We start from the raw sequence: 19,775 nt of genomic DNA on the forward strand, positions 1-19,775 counted from the left end.
CTCACCGCGCGTGGCGGCGCTCGCCCTCGCGGCGCTGGGAGCCCTGGCCGCCGGCACCGGCTGCACGGTCGCCAACAGCGACTCGCTGACCGGCGGCGCCGACGGCGCGCTGCAGATCGTGCTGCAACAGGAGCCGCCCACGCTGGAGCCCTGCGAGTCCTCGCTGACCTCCACCGGGGTCGTGGTTCGTTCCAACATCACCGAGCCGCTGATCGAGCGCGACCCCGTCTCCGGCGCCCTCCAGCCGCTGCTGGCCACCGAGTGGAAGTCCGAAGGCGACCGCACCTGGACGTTCAAGCTCCGCCAGGGGGTCACGTTCCAGGACGGCTCGCCCTTCGACTCCGCCGACGCCGCGTTCTCGATCGAGCGCGCGGTCGGCTCCAAGCTCGGCTGCAACGTCGACGGCTACGTCTTCGCCGACAGCAAGCTGGAGGTGGCGACGCCCGATCCGGCGACGCTGACCGTCACCACCGCCGAGCCCGACCCGATCCTCCCGCTGCGGCTGTCGTTCCTGGAGATCGTCCCGACCGGGACCGACACCCGGGCCAAGGTGCGCGAGCCGGTCGGCACCGGCCCGTACCGGATCTCCAAGTGGGACACCGGCATCAGCCTGCGGCTCGACCGCTACGACGGGTACTGGGGCGCCAAGCCCGCCTACCCCGCGGTCCGCTACGTGTGGCGGGCCGAGAGCAGCATCCGCGCCGCCATGGTGACCAGCGGCGAGGCCGGGATCGCCACCGGCATCGGCCCCGAGGACGGCGCGGGCGACCTCGGCGTCCCCTTCCCCAACAACGAGACCACCGCCCTGCGCATGGACGGCAACGTCGCGCCGCTCAACGACGTCCGCGTGCGGCGCGCGGTCAACTACGCGATCGACAAGAACGGCATCGTCCGGTCGCTCTTCCTCAAGCTGGGCGAGCCCGCCGGGCAGCTGGTCGCCGACGGCGTGGTCGGCCACAACCCGGCGATCGCGGCGTGGCCGTACGACCCCGCCAAGGCCAGGGCGCTGGTCGCGGAGGCCAGGGCGGCCGGGGTGCCGGTGCAGACGCCGATCACCCTGATCGCCAGGAACGCGCAGTTCCCCAAGGTGGCCGAGACCGCCGAGGTGATCCAGGAGGCGCTCGGGCAGGCCGGGCTGAACGTCCGGATCAGGATGCTGGACACCGCCGCCCACCTGGAGTACCAGCTGCGGCCCTTCGTCCGCGACGCCGGGCCCACGCTGCTGCTGATCATGCACGGCAACCAGGCCGGCGACGCCGGGTTCACCACCAGCCAGTACCTGGTGAGCGACGGCCCGCAGAGCCAGTTCGGCACCCCCGCCCTGGACGACATGGTCGCCAAGGCGGACCGGACCACCGGCGCCGAACGCGCCCGCGCGTTCGGCGAGGTGCTGGCCTACCAGAACGAGCACGTCGTCCAGTACGCGCACATCGCGCACATGCGGGGCCTGCTCGGCATAGCCCGCGACGTCCGCTACAAGCCGAACTCGGCGACCACCGACGAGCTGCGGCTCGCCGAGGTCCGGCCGGCCAGGTGAGGGAACAGTGATGCCGACCTTCGTCCGCAGGCGCGTCGTCTCCAGCGCCCTCCCGCTCGTCGTGGTGATCCTCGGCGTGTTCTGCCTGGCCCGGCTCACCGGTGACCCGGCCAAGCTCTACCTGCCGCTCAGCGCCACCCCGCAGATGCGCGCGGACTTCCTGCACCGCAACGGGTTCGACCAGCCGCTCCTGGTCCAGCTGTGGGACTACCTCCGGGGCGTGTTCACGCTCGACTTCGGCGAGTCGCTGCGCACCGGGCAGGACGCCGCGGGGATGGCGCTGCGCGCGTTCCCCGCGACGCTGCAGCTCGCCGGGGCCACGATGCTGCTGGCCATCGCCGGCGCCGTCGTGATCGGCAGCTGGGCGGCCTACCGGCCCAACTCCCTGGCCGACCGGCTCTCGGGCTTCCTGTCGATGACCGCGGCCAGCATGCCCGACTTCTGGTTCGCGATCATGGGTGTGCTGGTGTTCGCGGTGACGCTGGGCTGGCTGCCCACCTCCGGTGTGGTCGGCGGCCCCGAGGTCTGGGTGCTGCCGCTGCTCACGCTGCTGATCCGGCCGTTCGGCGTGCTGGTGCAGGTGGTACGCGGCGCGATGGTCTCGGCGCTGTCGGCCCCGTACGTGAAGGTCGCGCGCAGCAAGGGGGCCAGCGAGAGGCGGGTGGTCTTCGGGCACGCGCTGCGCAACGCCGCCCCGCCCGTCCTGACCGTCGCCGGCGACCTGACCGTGGGCCTGGTGAACGGGGCCGTGGTGGTCGAGACGATCTTCGGCTGGCCGGGCATCGGCAAGCTGATGATCGACTCCATCCTGCAGCGCGACTTCGCGGTGCTGCAGGCGGCCGTGCTGGTCACCGCGGTGACGATCTTCGCCCTCAACATCCTCATCGATCTGGTCCACGCCCTGCTGGACGCGCGCGTCCGGGAGGCGGTCCCGGCATGACCGAGAACGGAGCCTCCATGACGGCGACCCTCGACGACACCGCCGCCGGCGGCACGGCCGGCGCGGCGCGCGCCCCGGCCCGCCGGGTCCGGTGGTGGCGGCTGCTGCTGCGGGACAGGGTGGCCACCGCGGCCGCCGCCGTGCTGCTGATGGTGGTGCTGGCGACCACGCTGGGCCGCGTGCTGATCGGCGACCTGGCCACCCGGCAGAACCTGGACGCCACCAACACCCCGCCGTTCCACCTGGAACACGGCTGGGAGTTCGTGCTCGGCAGCGACGTCCTGGGCCGCAGCGTGCTGGCCCGGCTGATCGTCGCCGGCGGCACCACGCTGTCGGTGGCGGTCCCGGCCGTCCTGATCTCCCTGGTCGTCGGCGGCGCCTGGGGGATGTGGGCCGGCTACCACCGGGGGTGGCGGGAGAACGTGTCGATGCGGATCGCCGATATCATCCTCAGCTTCCCCTCGCTGCTGCTCGCGGTCGTCGTGCTGTACATCTTCTCGCCGAGCGCGGTGAACATCGTCGCGGTCCTGGCCATCGCCCGGATCCCGGTCTACCTGCGCACCGCCCGCGCCGAGTCGGCCGAGCTGCGCGGGCGGCTGTTCGTGGACGCGGCCCGCACGTTCGGCACCCGGAGCGGGGCGGTGATCGTCCGGCATGTCGCGCCGGTCGTCGCGCCCACCCTGCTGACCGTGGCCACGGTCGACTTCTGCTTCGTGATGCTGGCCGAGTCCTCGCTCAGCTTCCTCGGCATCGGCATCCAGCCGCCCGACGTCAGCTGGGGCCTGATGGTCGCGCAGGGCCGCACGTACCTGCAGACCGCCTGGTGGACGGCCGTCCTCCCGGGCCTGGCCATCGTCGTCACCACGGTCTCGGCCACCCTGCTGGCCGCCTGGTTCCGCCTGGCCACCGACCCCGCGCAGCGGTGGCGGCTGGCCCTGCCCCGCAGCCGCCGCGGCGGCCGGTCCGCCGCCCTTCCGGAGGTGCCCCAGTGAGTGGTTCCCGCGTGGCGCTGGAGGTCGAGGGCCTCTCGGTCGACCTGCGCACCCCGCACGGGACGGTCCGCGCCGTCGACGGCGTCGGCTTCTCCGTCCGCTGCGGCCAGACCCTGGCCCTGCTCGGCGAGTCCGGCTGCGGCAAGAGCATCACCGCCCAGGCCGTCGCCGGCCTGCTCGACCCGGTGGCCGAGGTCGCCGGCGGGGCGGTCCGGCTCGGCGGCACCGACCTGCTGAAGCTGGGCCGCGGCGCGCGGCGCAAGATCGCCGGGCCCGGCCTGTCGATCGTCTTCCAGGACGCGCTCACCGCGCTCAACCCCGTCCAGACGGTCGGGGCGCAGCTCGCCGAGCCGTTCCGGATCCACCGCGGGCTGTCCCGCAAGGAGGCGCTGGCCAAGGCCGCGGAGCTGATGGAACGGGTCGGCATCCCCGACCCCCGGGCCCGGCTGTCGGCCTACCCGCACCAGTTCTCCGGCGGGATGCGGCAGCGGCTGCTGATCGCGATGGCGGTGGCGCTGGACCCGGACGTGCTGCTGGCCGACGAGCCCACCACCGCCCTCGACGTCACCGTCCAGGCGCAGATCATGGAGCTGCTGCGGGAGCTGCGCACCGAACGGGACATGGCGGTCGTCCTGATCACCCATGACCTGGCGGTGGTCGCCGAGCACGCCGACCACGTCGCGGTGATGTACGCCGGCCGGGTCGTGGAGACCGGCCCGGTCGCCGAGGTCTTCGCCGATCCGCGGCACCCGTACACGCGGGGGCTGCTGGAGTCGGTCCCGGCCCGGATCGGGCGGGGCGAGCCGCTGCGGTCGATCAAGGGCGGGCCGCCGGAGCTGCACCTGATCCCTGACGGGTGCGCCTTCCAGGCCCGCTGCCCGATGGCGGCCGACCGGTGCCGGGAGGACCGTCCCGCCCTGGCCGAGACCGCGCCGGGACGCGCCGCCGCCTGCCACTTCGCCGACCGACCCGCAAAGGAGCCGGCCCATGCCTGACACCGCGACCGCGTCCGGAAGCGCCGGCACCGGCGCCCCCGTCCCGGTCATCGAGGCCCGGGGCCTGGCCAAGACCTTCCGCGTCCGCAAGAACAAGGAGGGCAGGGACCGCCTGCGGGCGCTGGACGGGATCGACCTGACCCTCGGGCGCGGCGAGACCCTCGGCCTGGTCGGCGAGTCCGGCTGCGGCAAGTCCACGCTGGCCCGGGTGCTGCTCCTGCTGGAGCGCCCGGACGAGGGAACGCTGCGGTTCGACGGCGTGGACCCGTTCACGATGAAGGGCAAGGAGCTGCTGGCCTGGCGGCGCCGGGTCCAGATGGTCTTCCAGGACCCGTTCGCCTCGCTCAACCCGCGGATGACCGCGGCGGAGATCATCGCGGAGCCGTGGCGGACGCATCGCGACGTGCTGCCCGGGCGGCGGGACCGGGAGGCGCGCGTCCGGGAGCTGCTGGACCTGGTCGGGCTGCGGCACGGTGACGCCGGCCGCTACCCGCAGGAGTTCTCCGGCGGCCAGCGCCAGCGCATCGGCATCGCCCGCGCGCTCGCGCTCGGCCCGGAGGTGATCGTCTGCGACGAGCCGGTCTCGGCGCTGGACCTGTCGGTCCAGGCCCAGGTCCTCAACCTGCTGGACGATCTGCAGCGCGCCCTCGGCGTGTCGTACGTGTTCATCTCGCACGACCTGTCGGTGGTCCGGCACGTCGCCGACCGGGTGGCGGTGATGTACCTCGGCCGGATCGTCGAGACCGGGACGGCCGAGGAGGTCTTCCAGGCGCCGCGGCACCCGTACACCGAGGCCCTGCTGTCGGCGGCGCCCGAGCTGGAGGTGTCCGGGCGCGTGCGCGGGGAGCGGATCATCCTGGAGGGCGAGGTGCCCTCGCCGCTGAACCCGCCGTCCGGCTGCCGTTTCCGGACCCGCTGCCGGTACGCCCGCGACGTCTGCGCGCAGGACGTCCCGGCCGGCCCGGACGGTGACGACCCCGCCCACCAGGCCGCCTGCCACTTCCCCCTGGAGGTCGTGAGCGGCGCGCGCTGAACCGCCGCGCGCGACGGCGGGCCCCTCCTTTCCCGCGAGAGGAGGGGCCCGCCGCCTTTCGCGTGCGGTCAGCCGGGGTGGACGACGTTGCGCAGCGGGCGGCCCTCCGCGAGCGCCGCGATGTTGGCGGCGATGTCGCGGGCGCGGTTCTCGAACGTCTCGCGCGTGTGGCCGGAGTTGTGCGGCGTCAGCACGACGTTGCCGAGCCGCTCGAACGGCATCGTGCTCCCGGCGCGGCCCGTGCCTCCCGGGTCCGGCCACCAGACGTCGATGCCCGCGCCCGCGATCCGGTCCTCGGCCAGCGCCTCGTACAGCGCCCGCTCGTCCACCACCGGGCCGCGCGCCACGTTGATCAGGAAGGCGGTACGGCGCATCCGGCGCAGCTCGGCGGCCCCGATCAGGCCGCGGGTGCGGTCGGTCAGCGGCACCGTCACCACGACGACGTCGGAGGTCTCCAGCAGCTCGGGAAGGTCCCCGGGCGGCAGGACGCGGTCCAGGCGCGGGCCGTCCGCCAGCGGAGCCGCGGGGTCGCGCCGGACCGCCTGGACGCGCATGCCGAGCGCCGCGGCCAGCCGGGCGACCCGCCCGCCGGTCTCGCCCAGCCCCACCAGCCCGAGCGTCCGCCCGGCCAGGGTGGTGCCGAGCGGGAGGTCCGGATCCGTGGTGACCGACTCCCAGACGCCCTCGCGCAGCAGCCGGTCCTTGCGCAGGACCCGCCGGGACAGCATGAGGGCGACCATCACCACGTGCTCGGCGATGGACGGCCCGTGGTGGAAGGTGTTGGCCACCGCGACGCCCGGCGCCAGCGCGCCGACGGCGATGCGCTCGTACCCGGCCCCGGTGACCTGGACCAGCCGCAGCCCGGTCGCGGCGCGGGCCATCGGCTCGGTCATCCGCGAGCAGACCAGCACGTCGGTGCCGGGCAGGGCCGCGGCGACCTCCTCGTCCGGACGGCCGGGGGCGAGCACCGTCTCGTGCCCGCCCGCGTCCAGGACCGCCGCGAAGCGGCTGATGATCGGGTCGGTGACCAGCACCCTCAGCGGGGCGGCGGGCGCGGTCACCAGCGCGGCTGCTTCTTCTCGTACGACGGGTCGACACGGCGCATGTACCCGGTGTCGTCCCGGTCGCGCACCCCGCACTCGACGTACCGCTCGTGCAGCCGGGCGAGCCTGTCACGATCCAGCGTGACCCCGAGCCCGGGGCCGTCGGGGACGATGAGCGCGCCCTCGGAGAAGGTGAGCGCCCCGTCGGCGATCACGTCCTCGTCCGGGTCCTTCCACGGGGTGTGGGTGTCGCACGCGTACGTCAGGGCCGGTGACGCGGCGGCCAGGTGGGTCATGGCGGCCAGGCTGACGCCCAGGTGGGAGTTGGAGTGCATGGACAGTCCGAGCCCGAAGGTCTCGCAGATGCCCGCCAGCAGCCGCGAGCGTCCCAGGCCGCCCCAGAAGTGGTGGTCGGACAGGACGACGCCCACCGCGTCCCGCTTCACCGCGGGCTCGATGTCGGCGAAGCCCACCACGCACATGTTGGTGGCCAGCGGCATCGGCACCCGGCGCGCGACCTCGGCCATCCCCTCCACGCCCGCGGTCGGGTCCTCCAGGTACTCCAGGACGCCCTCCAGCTCCCGCCCGACCCGTACCGAGGTCTCGACCGTCCAGGCCCCGTTCGGGTCGATGCGCAGCGGGTGGCCGGGGAACGCGCGGCGCAGGGCCCGGATCGCCTCGATCTCCTCCTCGGGCGGGAACACCCCGCCCTTGAGCTTGATCGCGGAGAAGCCGTAGGCGTCGATCATCCGGCGGGCCTGCGCGACGATCCCGTCCGGGTCGAGCGCCGCGCCCCAGGCGTCGGGCTCCTGGCCGGGGTGCGCGTCCCACTTGTAGAACAGGTAGGCCGAGTACTCGACCCGGTCGCGGACGGCGCCGCCGAGCAGCGCGCTGACCGGCAGCCCGGTCGCCTTCCCCTGGACGTCCATGCAGGCCACCTCGAACGGGGACAGCACGGCGTCGGCGGTGCTGCTGTTGGTGACCATGCCGGCCATCCCGTGGCCGCCGGTGCCGCGGTCCCCGGCCAGGCTCGCCCGGACGCGGCGGGCCAGCTCGTTGACGTCCCAGACGTCGGTCCCGACGATCTCCCCGGCCGCGCGGCGCAGCCGGGCCAGGTGGGCGGTGTCGGCGTAGGTCTCACCGAGGCCGGTCAGCCCCTCGTCGGTCCGGACCTCGACGATCGCGCGGATCGCGTACGGCTCGTGCACGCCGACGGTGTTGAGCAGCGGCGGGTCCCGGAACGCGACCGGCGTGATCGTGACCTCGGCGACGCGCTGCCGCGGACCGGAGGGGACGCCGGGGACGGGGGGAAGGGAGTGGGGGGCGGTGGGCGGCTTGGGCATGGGGGCGGCACCTTCACGTCACCGAACGGATCCAACGTCCGGCTACGCTAGCAGACCACGTTTTCATGTGTAGACGATGGTTCGTCATGTGGGCAGCATCAGGCAAGGCGAAGTCCCGGCCGTACGGCGAGCGCCGTGGGCCGGGACGTAAGAACGCGGTCAGATCTGCCAGGAGTCCTCGGTGATCGGCGGGGCGCCCCGCTCGATCTGCGCGCGGGCCTCCCGCATCGCCTCGACGATCTCCGCCTCCCGTTCCGGCGTGAGCCGGGCCACCGGCACCGAGCAGCTGATGGCGTCCCGGGCCGGTCGCCCCTCGGGGGAGTACCGCAGCGCGAAGCCGAAGCAGTGCAGCCCGAGGCTGTTCTCCTCGACGTCCACGGCGTGGCCCCGCTCGCGGGTCCGCTCCAGATCGGCCTCCAGCGCGGCCCGGTCGGTGATGGTGCGCGGCGTCGAGGCGGTCAGCGTCGCGGGGATGTGCGCGGCCAGCTCCCCGTCCCGCCGCGCGGCGAGCAGAGCCTTGCCCAGCGCCGTGCAGTACGCGGGAAGCCGCCGTCCCACCCTGCTGTAGGGGCGGAGGTACTGGCCCGACTCGCGGGTCGCCAGGTACACCACGTCGAAGCCGTCCAGCCGCCCGAAATGGAAGGTCTCGTCCAGCTTCTCGCCCAGCTCGTCCAGGACCGGCTTGACGATCCGCAGGTGCGGGTCGGTGTCCAGGTAGCTGGTGCCGACCAGCAGCGCGCGGATGCCGATCCCGTACATCGTCCCGGAGGCGTCGGTGCGCACCCAGCCGTGCTTGGTCAGCGTCCGCAGGAGCGCGTACAGGCTGCTGCGCGGGACGCCCAGCGCCTCGGTCAGCTCGCGCAGCCGGGCCGGGCGGTTCTGCCGCGAGGCCAGCAGTTCGAGCAGCTCCAGGGTCCGCGCCGCCGACTTGACCTCGCGGACTCCGGAGGTCTTGTCGTCGATGCCCGGTGACTCGTCGGACGTTGCGGCCATGGTGCGGGCCTCCAGAAGCACTGGGGGAAGGTGAGGGCTGGCGCGGCGCCAGCCTAATAGATGGGGAGGCGCCGTCTACATTCAGAGAAGCGCGGGGGGTTCGCTTGGCGCAGGTCGCCCCCGTGCGGCGAAGTGATCTACCGGGCGGCGGGGTTCGCCTGGAGGTCCGGAACCCCTGAGCCCGGGAAGGTTCGAGCGAATGCGAGAGGGGCTCGCGCCGCATACGGCGCGAGCCCCTCGGGCCTCATCGGAACGGGCCGGCCGGCCGCTCGGCCGATCCCTGCCGACGAGGCCGGCCGGGTCGTCACCCGGCCGGCCGCTCGGATCGCCGGACGGCCGGGCCGCCCGGCGGTGGATCCCCCGGTTCGTTCAGCCGGTCAGCCGTTCAGCCGGTCACCGGAAGGTCGCCGGGGACCGGGGTCGGGACCGGCGCCGCGCCGGGCGGGGAGGTGGACGGCGGGGCCGACGGCGAGGGCTCCGGCTTCTCCGGGGCGCCGGGCTGGGACGGCCCCGGCTGCGGCGCGCCCTGGCCGCAGGTCGCCGAGGCGACGCTGATCACCTGGTTGCGGCCCGGCCCGGCGGGCAGGGTCAGCTCGACGGCGGTGACGGTGAGGCGGCCGTCGGACGCGCGGGTCTGCTTGTTCAGGACGAGCGCGACCGTGCCGACCCCGTCCAGCCGCACCGTCAGGCCGCTGTTGGGCGCGGCGGCGGCCTTGATCGGCTTGCCGTTCAGGGTCACCTCGACCAGGTTGGAGACGCCCTTGCCCCCGACGCACTTGGCGGTGACCGCGCCGGCCTTCAGGGCGGCCCTGGGGACGGCCAGGTCGGCGACCGAGGCGCGGGCGTGCGCCTTGCCGGCCGAGGCGTTCAGGACCCTGGCCTGGACGACCGGGTTGGCCGGCAGCTCGGCCAGGCTCCTGGAGGTGCCCGCCCCGGTGGAGGCCACCGCCGGGGTCGGCGGGAGCGCCACCGGGCCGGAGGCGGACAGGCCGAACGCCGAGGAGGCGGGGCCGGGGGAGGCCATGGCCTCCGGCGCGCCGCCCGGCGTGAGGCCGAGGGACAGCGGGACGGCGACGGCCCCGGCGATGGCGGCTGCCCTGGTCAGATGCTTCAAACGCACGCGTGTCTCCTAGGTCGTGGGGCCGGAGCCCCGGGGATGGGGAATGCGGGGGAGTACCGGGGTGCCGGTCAGTCCACGATCTCGACGGGAGTGCCGAGCGGCGCCTTGGAGAGGCGGGTCAGCGCCTCCGCGGGCACCCGGACGCAGCCGTGGCTGACGGCCTTGCCGAAGTCGGCCTTGTTCTTCCACCCGTGGAAGGCGACGGTGCCGGGTCCGCCGCCGAAGGTGTCCAGGGTCTCCGAGTGGGCGCCGACCGGCAGGATGAGCGGGCTGAAGCTGGGCTTGGTCGGGGCCAGCGACGCGAGCAGGAACGTCCGCCCGGTCGGGGTGGGCGTCTTGGCGCCGCCCACGGCCACGGTCCAGGCGCCCACCTCGCGTCCGGACTCCAGGAGGGTGAGGCGGCGGTCGCTCACGTCGACCTTGATGACGTGGGGGCTGCGCGCGGTCTCCACCTTGTCGGGCGTGCCGGGGATCCACCCGGTCACCCGGTTGGGGCGGCTGGGCAGCAGCACCCGGTTCCATCCGGCCCTGGTCTCCACCACCGGGACCCAGGTGGGCCCGCCGAGCTGCTTCTCCGGCAGCGTCGCCACGGCCGGGCCGCCCGCCTGGGCCGACACCGGCAGCGGCGCCTTCGGGCGGACGACGGTGCCGCCGTTCTTCCCGAACGGGTCCTGGTCCAGCGGCAGGCCCTTCAGGGTGGTGAACGTCGTGGCCTGCGGCAGCTTCCCGGCGGCGGGGTCCGCCGGCCCTCCGGACGCCGCGGTCGTTCCCTCCTTGCCGCCGCACCCGGCCACGGCGGTCGCCGCGGCCGCGGCGACCGCCGTAGTCGCCAAGAATCTCCGACCAGGCGTCTTCATATACGGGCCCTTTCTTCTCCCCTGCGGCCTTCTGTGCTGACACATACGCGCGGGGGACGAAGGAGGTTGCACGCTATTTCAAGGAATCTTCAATGCCTCTCGTGCGGGTTTAGGACGGCTACACGGGGAACGGGAACTTTGGTACCGAAGGACGCGTCCGACCTCGCTCAACACAGGGGAGGGCTGAGATCGATGAGCACGGTACGGCCGCTGGAGAGCGGCGAAAGGGCAACCGGAACGATGATCGGTGAACACCCCGGCGGCGACGGGGCGACCGCCTACCGGACCGCGGGCCGCGGTGCGGGGGACCAGAAGGTGGGCGAGCTGGTCTCGCGGGCCACCCAGCAGCTCTCCGACCTCGTCCGGGCGGAGCTTCGCCTGGCGGCGGCGGAGATCAAGGACAAGGGCAAGCACGCGGGCGCCGGGGCCGGGCTCTTCGGCGGTGCCGGGGTGATGGCCCTCTACGGGGGCGGTGCCCTGGTGGCCGCGGCCATCGCGGCGATCTCGCTGGCCCTGCCGGTCTGGGCCGCGGCGCTCATCATCGGCGGGTTCCTGCTGCTCGTCGCGGGCATCCTGGCGCTGATGGGCCGCAGCCAGACCTCGCGCGGCTTCCCGCCGATGCCCGAACGCGCTCTGGAGAGCGCGCGCCAGGACATGGCAGAGATCAGGGAGAGGGCACACCGATGACGCAGAGAACCTTCCCCGAGCGGTACGAGTACGAGTACGAGTACGAAGAGACGCCCGCCGGGACGGCGGCCCTGCGCGAGGAGATCGAGCAGACCCGCAGGGAGCTGGGCGACACCGTCGAGGCGCTCGCCGCCAAGGCCGACGTCAAGGCGCGGGCCAGGGAGAGGGCGGACCGGATGAGGGCCGGTGTCGGCCTGCGGCGGCGCGAGCGCCGCGAGCGGGCCCGGACGGCCGTCAGGGAGCTGGCCGAGGAGGCCGAGGCCGAACGCGCCCGCCGTGAGCGCGAGGAGGAGGCCCCGCGGTCACGCGCCGGGCTGGTCGCCATGGGCGCGGCCGGTGCCGCGCTGGCGGCGATCCTGATGCGGCGCCGTATGCAGGCGCAGGCCCACCAGTTCACCGGCTGGGAGCGGGCGAGGCTGCTGGCCGCCCGCCGGACACGCCGCGCCGGGATCCGCTTCGGGGCCGGGCGGCCCGGACCCGGCTTCGCGGGGACCTTCTACGGCCGACCCGCCGTACGGCGTTACGTCCGGGCCCGTGCCATGGGCGGGCGCCGCACCCCGTGGGCCACCATGGGGGGCGGAGGCGTCCAGGGCATGCGCTACAGGCGTTATATGCGCCGAATGCGGGCCATCAATCGCATGCGTACCGGCATGGCGCCTCGTATGGGCGCAACGGGCAAAATCGGCTCGGGGCGCAAAATGTCGGCAATGGGAAGAAATGCGGGACGCTGGGCGCGGTGAGGCCTGTGAAAGCGCTCCGTGAACCGCCGCGGAGAGCGCGTCGCGGGCGGGGAGCGCGTAAGGTGACCGGCCGATGGCCGGGCGGCTGAAGGGGCGAGAGGACGACGGCGGGCCGGCCGGCCCGCCACCGACCTCGTGGAAGGCCGTGATCAAACGGACCTTCGCCGAGTACCGGCGCGACGACCTGTCGGACTGGGCCGCGGCCCTCACCTACTACTCGGTGCTGTCGATCTTCCCGGCGATGCTGGTGGTCGTCTCGCTGGTGGGGCTGAGCGGCCGGTCGGTCTCGCAGTCGTTGATCACCAACGCGGGCACCCTGGCCCCCGGCTCGGTACGGCAGGTGCTCGTGACCGCGCTGACCCAGCTGGAAAGGGACCGCGGCGGCGCCGGGGTGGTCGCCCTGCTGGGCCTGCTCGCGGCCCTGTGGTCGGCCTCCGGCTACGTCGCCGCGTTCATGCGGGCCTCGAACGTCGTCTACGACGTCCCGGAGGGCCGCCCGATCTGGAAGACGCTGCAGGTCCGGGTGGCGGTCACCCTGGTCACCCTCGTGCTGCTGTCCGCCTCGGCGATCGCCGTGGTGGTGTCGGGGCCGCTGGCCCGCAGGCTGGGCGACCTCCTGGGAGTGGGGTCGGCGGCCGTGACGGCCTGGAACATCGCCAAGTGGCCCGTCATCGTCCTGGTGGTGGCCTTCCTGATCGCCCTGCTGTACTGGGCGTCCCCCAACGCCAAGCACGGTTTCCGCCTGGTGACACCGGGCGGGCTGCTGGCGATCGGCCTCTGGCTGGCGGCGTCCGGCCTCTTCGCCGTCTACGTGGCCAACTTCGCCTCGTACAACAAGACCTACGGCAGCCTGGCCGGGATCATCATCTTCCTCGTCTGGCTGTGGCTCACCAACCTCGCCATCCTGCTGGGCGCCGAGCTGAACGCCGAGCTCGAACGGGGCCGGGCCATCGCCGGCGGCGCCCCGGAGGAGCGGGAGCCCTTCGTCGAGCCGCGCGACACCCGAGCGTTCGACGAGAAGCAGGCCAGGGAGTTCAAGGCCGCGGACCCGCCCGGCGGCCCTCCCGGACGGCCGTGAATCCCGTTGCGTCGCCGATCATCGCGCTCGTACTCTGGGCTCCGCGACAGCGTGTAGCTCAGCAGCAGAGCACCGGGCTTCGGACCCGGAGGGCGCGGGGGCGGAACCCGCCACGCTGGCATGGACGGCGATGACGTCGAGGTGAGAGCGGTGGGCCCGGGCTACCCGGGCCTCCAGCTGGCGAAGGCGTTCTCCACCGCGGAGACGCACGAGGACGAGGCCACCCGGACGCGTGCCGAGGCCCGCGTCCGGCAGTGGGAAGAGATCCTGAGCGGGATGGCCGCCGGAACGCTGTCGATCGGCACCCGCGCCCCGGTCTCGGGGCTCCCGGCCTGGGGCACGCCCGAGGTGGCGCGCGGCGGTTTCGCGACCGGCCGGGCGGCGGCCGGCGGGCCGCCGCTGCCGCACGAGACCGCGACCGCCCGCCGCGCGGGCGTCCCGGCCGAGCGCCGCGCCCTCTTCTACCACCACCTGTCCGAGGCCGGGCTGGCGGAGCTGTACGCGCTCCTGGACGGGGGCCGGTACGAGATCACCGTCCCCGAGGAGGGCGCGCTGCTCGCGGTGGCCTGGCTGCTGCGCGCGGGCGACCGGAACGCGGCGCTGGCGGTGCTGGAGGAGATCGAGCCGTTCGCCGGCCGGCTGCGGTTCGCGCCGCGCCCGTGGGCCGGCGACGCCCCGCCGCCGCGCGGCGCGGAGACCGTCCACCGGGCGAGCGTCGGCGAGGTGAGCCGCACCCTCGGCGCGCGGCGGCCCAACCGGGCGGTCGACACGATGAACGAGGCGCTGGCCGTCTGGAACCCGTTCGCCGACGAGCTGCTGGCGCACTGGACGGCGACCGTACGGGACGGGCGGGTCGCGAGCCTGGAACCCGCCGGCTGGCGCGAGCGCGGCGCCGCGCTCCTGGAGCGGTACCGCTCGCTGGCGGAGCGGCACACCCTGTGCACCAAGCACCGCAGGCCCAACGCGAACCCGGCGATCCTGCGGACGGCGCTGGAGGAGGCCGTCGAGGGCGACGGGCTGCGGCCGCGCACGCGCGGCCTGCTCCAGCTCGCGGTGGACGAGATGATCGCGCGGCGCGGCGCGCCCGGCACCGCCGGGCACACCGCGCTGCGCGAGCGGCAGGCCGCGATCGCGGCCCGCCCGACGCTGCACGCGCTGGCGCAGATCGTGCTCGCGCGGCTGTCCGCCCTGCCGCAGGACGGCGGGATCACCGAGCCGGAACGGCTGACCGGGCCGGTGACGGGCGAGGAGGCGCTCCGTACGGGTGTGGCCGAGGGCACCGCCATCCCCCGGTCCCTGCGGGGGACCGTGGAGTCCGCCCTCGCGGCACCGCTCGGCACCCTGGTCGAACGCGGCGTGGTGCCGTCGGCCGAGGCCATGGCCGAGCTGGTGCCGCAGCTGGTGGCCTGGACGACGGCGCAGGCGTACCGGGACGAGGCCCTGCGCACGCTGATGGCCGCCCTCTACCGCGCCTTCCGCAACCGGCGGTCACTGCTGCTGCTGAACCTGGAGCGCCAGTTCCAGCTGAACGAGCTGCCCTGGGTGCGGGCCGTGCACGCGTCCCGCCGGGCGGTACGCGCCGGCGACCGCGAGGCGCAGGCGTCCGCGCTGGTACGGCTGGGCGAGCTGGCCCTCCAGGGCTTCCCGGGGACCATCCTGCCCAACACGCTGGTCAAGGAGCTCGCCGCGCTGGCCCGGGCGGCCCGCCTGGACGTCCCCTTCGTCGAGGAGCTGGCCGCCGACATCTTCATGGGCACGTTCTCGCCCAAGTTCGCGCGCGCCGCGCTGACGGCCGCCGACCTGCTGGAAGGCACCCTGTACGAGCGGTACTACGGCATCGACTACGCGGCCGTCCGGGAGGCCGGTGACGGTGCCGGGCGCGGCAGGACCGAGGGCCCCGGCTCGCCCGGCTTCGCCGCGCTGTGCACCGCGCGCGCCGGCGCGGTCTCGAACCTGTACTCGGTCCCGGCCAACGGCATGGTGATCGAGCAGGCGCAGATCCTGACCACGCACAACCTCGCGGCGCTGGTGCACCCGATCGGCGTGGACCCGGCGCCGGGATGGCCCGAACTGGCACGCCGGGCGTTCACGACGGTGTGCCGCCTGGCCGGGCGGCTCCAGCACGACCCCCGGCCGCTCGGCACGGTCAAGGACGCCGCGTACGCGTGGCGGCAGACGCTGTTCTTCCTGGCGCTGTGCGGGCTAGAGGACCAGATCGCCGTGACCGCCTGGATCCAGGACGAGGCGCGGCGCCATCCGGACCATGTCACCGCGCGGCTGGCGCCCGTGCTCGCCGGGCTGCGTCACGTCCTGGTCGGCGGGAGCCTCGACGGCGGCGCACCCCCCGGGGCCCGCCGCTTCCTCGGCTGGTGCGGCGGTCTCCGCCACTGGATCCTCGCGCCGGATTACTCACCGCGAACCAGATGACGGAGGAAGTGGACACGTGCCGGATCTCCTGCCCTACCCCGACCGTGACCGGCTGCTGGGCTGCCTGCTCGGCGGCGCCATCGGCGATGCCCTCGGAGCACCCGTCGAGGGCGTCCCCCTCGCAGCGATCAGGGAGAGGTACGGCCCCGAGGGGCTGACGGAGTACTGCTCGTCCCGGAAGGCCAAGGGGGCCGTCACCGACGACACCCAGCTGACGATGTTCACCGCCCGGGCGCTCCTCCAGGCGTCGTTCCGGGAGCGGGCCAAAGGCATCGGCGGCGCGGCGCTCGGGATGGTGCAGGCGGCCTACCTGGTCTGGTACCACGGCCAGGAGTCGATCGACCCGCCGCCGTCACTGGAACTGGACGGCGGTGGCTGGTTCGGACGGGAGCCGGCCCTCAGCGTACGGCGGGGGCCGGGGCGCAGCACCCTGTCCGCGCTCCTCAAGGTGGTGGAGAGCGAACGGCCCCGCGTCCCCCTGGGCACGCCCGAGGACCCCATCAACGACTCCAAGGGGTGCGGCGGGGTGATGCGGGTGGCGCCGTGCGGGTTCGGGACCGCCGGCTTCGAGGTCGCCTTCGACCTGGGGACCCGGGTCGCCGCCCTGACCCACGGGCACCCCAGCGGCCACCTGCCGGCCGGAGTGCACGCCGCGCTCGTCTGGGGGCTGCTGCGCGGCATGGAGTTCGAGGACGCGCTGGAGCGCGCGCGCCGGGAACTGGCCCGGCACCGGGGCCACGAGGAGACCTCGGCGGCCCTCCAGGCGGCGGTCGACCTGGCGGCCGAGGGGCCCTCCACGCCGGAACGGGTGGACACGCTCGGCAGCGGCTACACCGGTCACACCGCCCTGGCGATCGCGGTGTACGCCATGCTCACCGCCGAGACCGACGTCCCCGAGACCGAGCGGAACGCCCGCAGGCGCCCCGTGCTGATCGGCCGGAACGTGCTGCTGCGCTCGGTCAACCACTCCGGTGACAGCGACTCCACCGGCGCCGTCGCGGGCAACCTGGCGGGCGCCCGGTACGGCGGCGTGGCCCTGCCCGGCCACTGGCAGGCCGAGCTGGAGGTGCGCCGCGCCGTCGTCCAGATGGCGGCGGACTGCGCGCTGGAGTTCAGCCTCGACCCGCCGGTGCGGCCGGACGGCCACGGCACCCCCGAGACGGCGTGGGCGGACCGCTACCCGACGGGCTGACCGGGAAGTCCAGGGCGCGACAGGGGAGAGATAAGGACGTTCCGGAAGAACGCCTTAAAACCGGGCCGTACGCACAAACCGGTTGCGGGGGCCCGGGGGCGTCGGCAGACTCATCGGCGATCGCGAGGAGGCGCCGATGAGCGGGCCGGACCCGGGCAACACCTATCTCCAGCAGGTCGTCGCGCAGCAGGCCGTGCTCGAGGACGATCTCAAGGCCAGGCGCGGTCCGTCCGGCGCGGCGATGCCCCCGCCGTCCCCGGGGAGCGCCCCGCCCGCCGGGCCGCTGGCCAAGCGCGAGCGCGCGCTGGGCGGCGGCGCCCCCGGCGACCGGGGCGGGTCCGCTCCGGGCCCGGTGGACGTGCGGATCAGCGGCTTCTGGCGGTGGAAGAACGTGCTGGTCCCGCCGAACGCGTTCGTGGTGCACACCCGGCGCGGCCGGGAGAGGCCCCTGCACATCGGGCTGGGCGTCTCGTTCCGCTTCAACCCCGCCACCGACTCCTTCCTGGTGGTGCCGGGCGCGACCCAGACCATCCTGATCAACGCGTACTGCATCTGCAAGGAACTGCAGGGCGTCCTGGTCCAGGGCTACGTGCAGTGGATCATCCAGGACTTCTCCGTCGCCTACCGCAAGCTGGACTTCGGGGACGACGAGGACCCGATGCGGCTGGTGAACCTCCAGCTCAAGGAGCAGGCCGAGGCGGCGATCAAGGACAAGGTCTCCACCATGGGCGTGCGGGACGTCCTCAGCGACAAGCAGCCCATCATCGAGGAGCTGACCGCCCGGCTGCGCGCGGTGGCCGAGGGCGAGGACCACAGCGACCAGGGCCTCGGCCTGCGGATCGTCACGGTGCAGATCAAGGAGGCCGTGGTCAGCTCGTCCCGGCTCTGGGAGAACCTGCAGAAGCCCTACCGGTCCGAGCAGGCCCAGATCGCCCGGCTGGCCGAGCTGCAGGCCGAGGAGGCCATCGCGCAGCGCGAGATGGCGGCCGGGCGGCTCAAGGAGACCCAGCGGCTGGAGTACGAGCGGGAGCTGGCCGAGCTGCGCGCCCGCAACGAGGCGGAGCGGTTCGACACCGACACCGCCGAGAAGCTGCGGCGGACCAGGCGCGAGCACGACGACGCCCGCGAGGTGGCCGAGCTGAAGGCCGAGACCACCCGGCACGCGCTGCGGATGGAGCGCGAGCGGCACGCCGAGGAGGCCGAGACCGGACGGCTGCGGATCGAGCGCGAGCAGGAGCTCAAGCTGCTGGAGGCCGAGGGCGAGCTGGCCGTGGCCCGGGCCCGCACGGAGGCCCACCACCAGCAGTCCCTGATGAAGCTCGAACGGGACCGCGCCCGCGCCGGCATCGAGAACGAGCGGACCCCCGCCAGCGTGCAGGCCGACCTGATCCGCGCGCTGCCCGGGATCGTGGAGAAGCTGCCCAAGCCCGCCGAGGTGCGCTCGGTGACCATCGGCGGCGCCGATCCGACCGGCCTGCCCGGCCTGCTCGCGCAGCTGGCCGCCGTGGTCGGCGCGCTGCGCGAGGTCACCGGCGGAGGCGGCGGGGCCGGCGGGGAGACCGGCGGAACGCCCGGAGGGGAGCGCCGGACGGGCGGCTGAGGGCCCGTCGCGAAGTGGCCTCGGCCGAGCCGCCGGGCGAGCGCCGTGGGCCGGGACCTCGAAACCGGGCGGCCTGACCGAGGGGGCGCGATGCGCACGGCGAAGCGGATCACCGCGGCCGATGTGGCCCGTCTCGCCCGGGTGTCCACCGCCACCGTCTCGCTGATCGTCAACGGCAAGGCGGACGGCCGGGTGTCGGCCGGGACCCGCGCCCGCGTGCTCGCCGCCGTGGACGAGCTCGGCTACCGGGTGGACGCGGTCGCCCGCGAGCTGGCCACCGGACGCCGGCACGGCGTCGGGCTGATCGTCCCCGACCTCGCCAACCCCTACTTCTCCCAGCTCACCCAGGGCGTGGCGGCCGGGCTCGGCGGCGGGCACCGGCTCAGCCTGATCATCGCCGATCCGGTCCGTGACCCGGACCCGGGGAGCCTGGACCGGCTCCTGGCCGGGGGCGTCGCGGGGATCCTGGCCGAGGCGCCCGCGGCCGACCTGATCCGCGAGCTGGACGGGCGGGCGCCGGTGGTCGTGCTGGACCGGCCCTCGCCCGAGGCCGACCACCCGTACGTCGGATTCGCCCTCGACGACGGCGCCCTCGCCCTGGCCGACCACCTCCTGGGGCTGGGGCACACCCGGATCGGCTACCTCGACGCCGACATCGGCGCGCCGACGTTCGAGGTCCGCCGCGCCCGTATGGAGCGCCGCCTCCGGGAGGCCGCCGGCCACGGCTTCACCGGTCCCGCGGTGCGCTGCCGCACCGACATCGACGCCGCGGCCGAGGCGTTCGCCGCCCGCTGGGACGCCTGGCGGGCGGCCGGGGTGACGGCGCTGGTCTGCGCGGCCGACGTGCACGCCTACGGCGTCCTGCGCGCGGCGGGCCGGCTCGGGGTCGCGGTGCCCGGCGAGCTGTCGGTCGCGGCGTTCGACGACCTGCCGTTCTCGGCGGTGACCGGCCCGCCCCTGACGACGGTGCGGCTGTCGGCGTTCGACCTCGGGTTCCGCGCGGCCGAGCTGCTGGTGGGCGTCATGGGCGGGCGGCCGATGGACGCCGCCGTCCCGCTGCTCCCGGCGACGCTGCGGGTACGCGGCAGCACGGCCCCGCCCGCGGGGCCGTCCGAACCGAGGCCCGGGGCCGGGGCCGGGGGCGCCCGGTAACCGTTGCGGCACTCGCCGTCCGGGCCGTTCCGGTGGTCAGGTCAAG

The 19,775-nt window shown here is 74.4% G+C and carries 17 protein-coding genes and 1 tRNA gene; 13 read left to right on the top strand and 5 right to left on the bottom strand.

All coding sequences use genetic code 11. From position 1 onward, the window contains the following. Window positions 1–10: 10 nt before the first annotated feature. Genes IW256_RS39500 through IW256_RS39520 form a run of 5 tightly spaced genes read left to right on the top strand, consistent with a single transcriptional unit; the run spans window position 11 to window position 5,497 of the window. Window positions 11–1,537: an ABC transporter substrate-binding protein gene (locus IW256_RS39500; RefSeq protein WP_307829361.1), complete on the top strand. Its 1,527-nt coding sequence runs from the start codon at window positions 11–13 to the stop codon at window positions 1,535–1,537. A gap of 10 nt (window positions 1,538–1,547) precedes the next feature. Next, window positions 1,548–2,477, top strand: coding sequence for an ABC transporter permease (locus tag IW256_RS39505; RefSeq protein ID WP_197015805.1), 930 nt, complete (start codon window positions 1,548–1,550; stop codon window positions 2,475–2,477). After that, window positions 2,474–3,469 carry an ABC transporter permease gene (locus IW256_RS39510; RefSeq protein ID WP_231404108.1) on the top strand — a complete coding sequence of 332 codons (996 nt, stop codon included), beginning with the start codon at window positions 2,474–2,476 and terminating at the stop codon, window positions 3,467–3,469. Before IW256_RS39505 ends, IW256_RS39510 begins: the two co-directional genes overlap by 4 nt. Next, entirely contained in the window at window positions 3,466–4,464 is a 999-nt protein-coding gene (locus IW256_RS39515; protein ID WP_307829362.1) for an ABC transporter ATP-binding protein, read from the top strand. The genes IW256_RS39510 and IW256_RS39515 overlap by 4 nt, the downstream gene beginning before the upstream one ends. Beyond that, complete coding sequence (locus IW256_RS39520; protein ID WP_197015806.1) at window positions 4,457–5,497, top strand: ABC transporter ATP-binding protein; 1,041 nt, start codon at window positions 4,457–4,459, stop codon at window positions 5,495–5,497. The genes IW256_RS39515 and IW256_RS39520 overlap by 8 nt, the downstream gene beginning before the upstream one ends. Before the next feature lie 68 nt (window positions 5,498–5,565). On the opposite strand, the gene IW256_RS39525 is transcribed toward IW256_RS39520, so the two are convergent. From IW256_RS39525 to IW256_RS39545, 5 genes are all read right to left on the bottom strand, one after another. Next, window positions 5,566–6,558, bottom strand: a complete 993-nt coding sequence (locus tag IW256_RS39525) for a 2-hydroxyacid dehydrogenase (RefSeq protein WP_197015807.1) — start codon at window positions 6,556–6,558, stop codon at window positions 5,566–5,568. Next, window positions 6,555–7,883 carry a glucarate dehydratase family protein gene (locus IW256_RS39530; protein ID WP_197015808.1) on the bottom strand — a complete coding sequence of 443 codons (1,329 nt, stop codon included), beginning with the start codon at window positions 7,881–7,883 and terminating at the stop codon, window positions 6,555–6,557. Before IW256_RS39530 ends, IW256_RS39525 begins: the two co-directional genes overlap by 4 nt. Before the next feature lie 159 nt (window positions 7,884–8,042). Continuing rightward, window positions 8,043–8,876 (bottom strand): IclR family transcriptional regulator, encoded by an 834-nt coding sequence (locus tag IW256_RS39535; RefSeq protein ID WP_197015809.1) that lies wholly within the window; start codon window positions 8,874–8,876, stop codon window positions 8,043–8,045. Between the two features lie 385 nt (window positions 8,877–9,261). Beyond that, window positions 9,262–9,996 carry a choice-of-anchor P family protein gene (locus tag IW256_RS39540; RefSeq protein WP_197015810.1) on the bottom strand — a complete coding sequence of 245 codons (735 nt, stop codon included), beginning with the start codon at window positions 9,994–9,996 and terminating at the stop codon, window positions 9,262–9,264. Between the two features lie 68 nt (window positions 9,997–10,064). Next, window positions 10,065–10,829, bottom strand: a complete 765-nt coding sequence (locus IW256_RS39545; protein ID WP_231404109.1) for a L,D-transpeptidase — start codon at window positions 10,827–10,829, stop codon at window positions 10,065–10,067. Window positions 10,830–11,045: 216 nt separating this feature from the next. On the opposite strand from IW256_RS39545, the gene IW256_RS39550 reads away from it, so the two are divergent. From IW256_RS39550 to IW256_RS39585, 8 genes are all read left to right on the top strand, one after another. Next, a complete protein-coding gene (locus tag IW256_RS39550; RefSeq protein ID WP_231404110.1) occupies window positions 11,046–11,540 on the top strand; it encodes a phage holin family protein in 495 nt (164 codons plus the stop codon). After that, window positions 11,537–12,280, top strand: coding sequence for a DUF3618 domain-containing protein (locus IW256_RS39555; protein WP_197015812.1), 744 nt, complete (start codon window positions 11,537–11,539; stop codon window positions 12,278–12,280). Before IW256_RS39550 ends, IW256_RS39555 begins: the two co-directional genes overlap by 4 nt. A gap of 73 nt (window positions 12,281–12,353) precedes the next feature. Next, a complete protein-coding gene (locus IW256_RS39560; RefSeq protein WP_197015813.1) occupies window positions 12,354–13,358 on the top strand; it encodes a YihY/virulence factor BrkB family protein in 1,005 nt (334 codons plus the stop codon). Window positions 13,359–13,405: 47 nt separating this feature from the next. After that, window positions 13,406–13,477, top strand: a tRNA-Arg gene (locus tag IW256_RS39565). Between the two features lies 1 nt (window position 13,478). Then, window positions 13,479–15,785 (top strand): transcriptional regulator, encoded by a 2,307-nt coding sequence (locus IW256_RS39570; protein ID WP_197015814.1) that lies wholly within the window; start codon window positions 13,479–13,481, stop codon window positions 15,783–15,785. A 16-nt stretch (window positions 15,786–15,801) separates the two neighbouring features. Beyond that, window positions 15,802–16,977 carry an ADP-ribosylglycohydrolase family protein gene (locus IW256_RS39575; RefSeq protein WP_197015815.1) on the top strand — a complete coding sequence of 392 codons (1,176 nt, stop codon included), beginning with the start codon at window positions 15,802–15,804 and terminating at the stop codon, window positions 16,975–16,977. A gap of 136 nt (window positions 16,978–17,113) precedes the next feature. Then, on the top strand, window positions 17,114–18,577 hold the full coding sequence (locus IW256_RS39580) for an SPFH domain-containing protein (RefSeq protein ID WP_197015816.1): 1,464 nt from the start codon (window positions 17,114–17,116) through the stop codon (window positions 18,575–18,577). Window positions 18,578–18,667: 90 nt separating this feature from the next. Beyond that, on the top strand, window positions 18,668–19,729 hold the full coding sequence (locus IW256_RS39585) for a LacI family DNA-binding transcriptional regulator (protein ID WP_197015817.1): 1,062 nt from the start codon (window positions 18,668–18,670) through the stop codon (window positions 19,727–19,729). The last annotated feature ends 46 nt before the right edge of the window (window positions 19,730–19,775 follow it).

Source organism: Actinomadura viridis, assembly GCF_015751755.1.
Taxonomy (GTDB): Bacteria; Actinomycetota; Actinomycetes; order Streptosporangiales; family Streptosporangiaceae; genus Spirillospora; species Spirillospora viridis.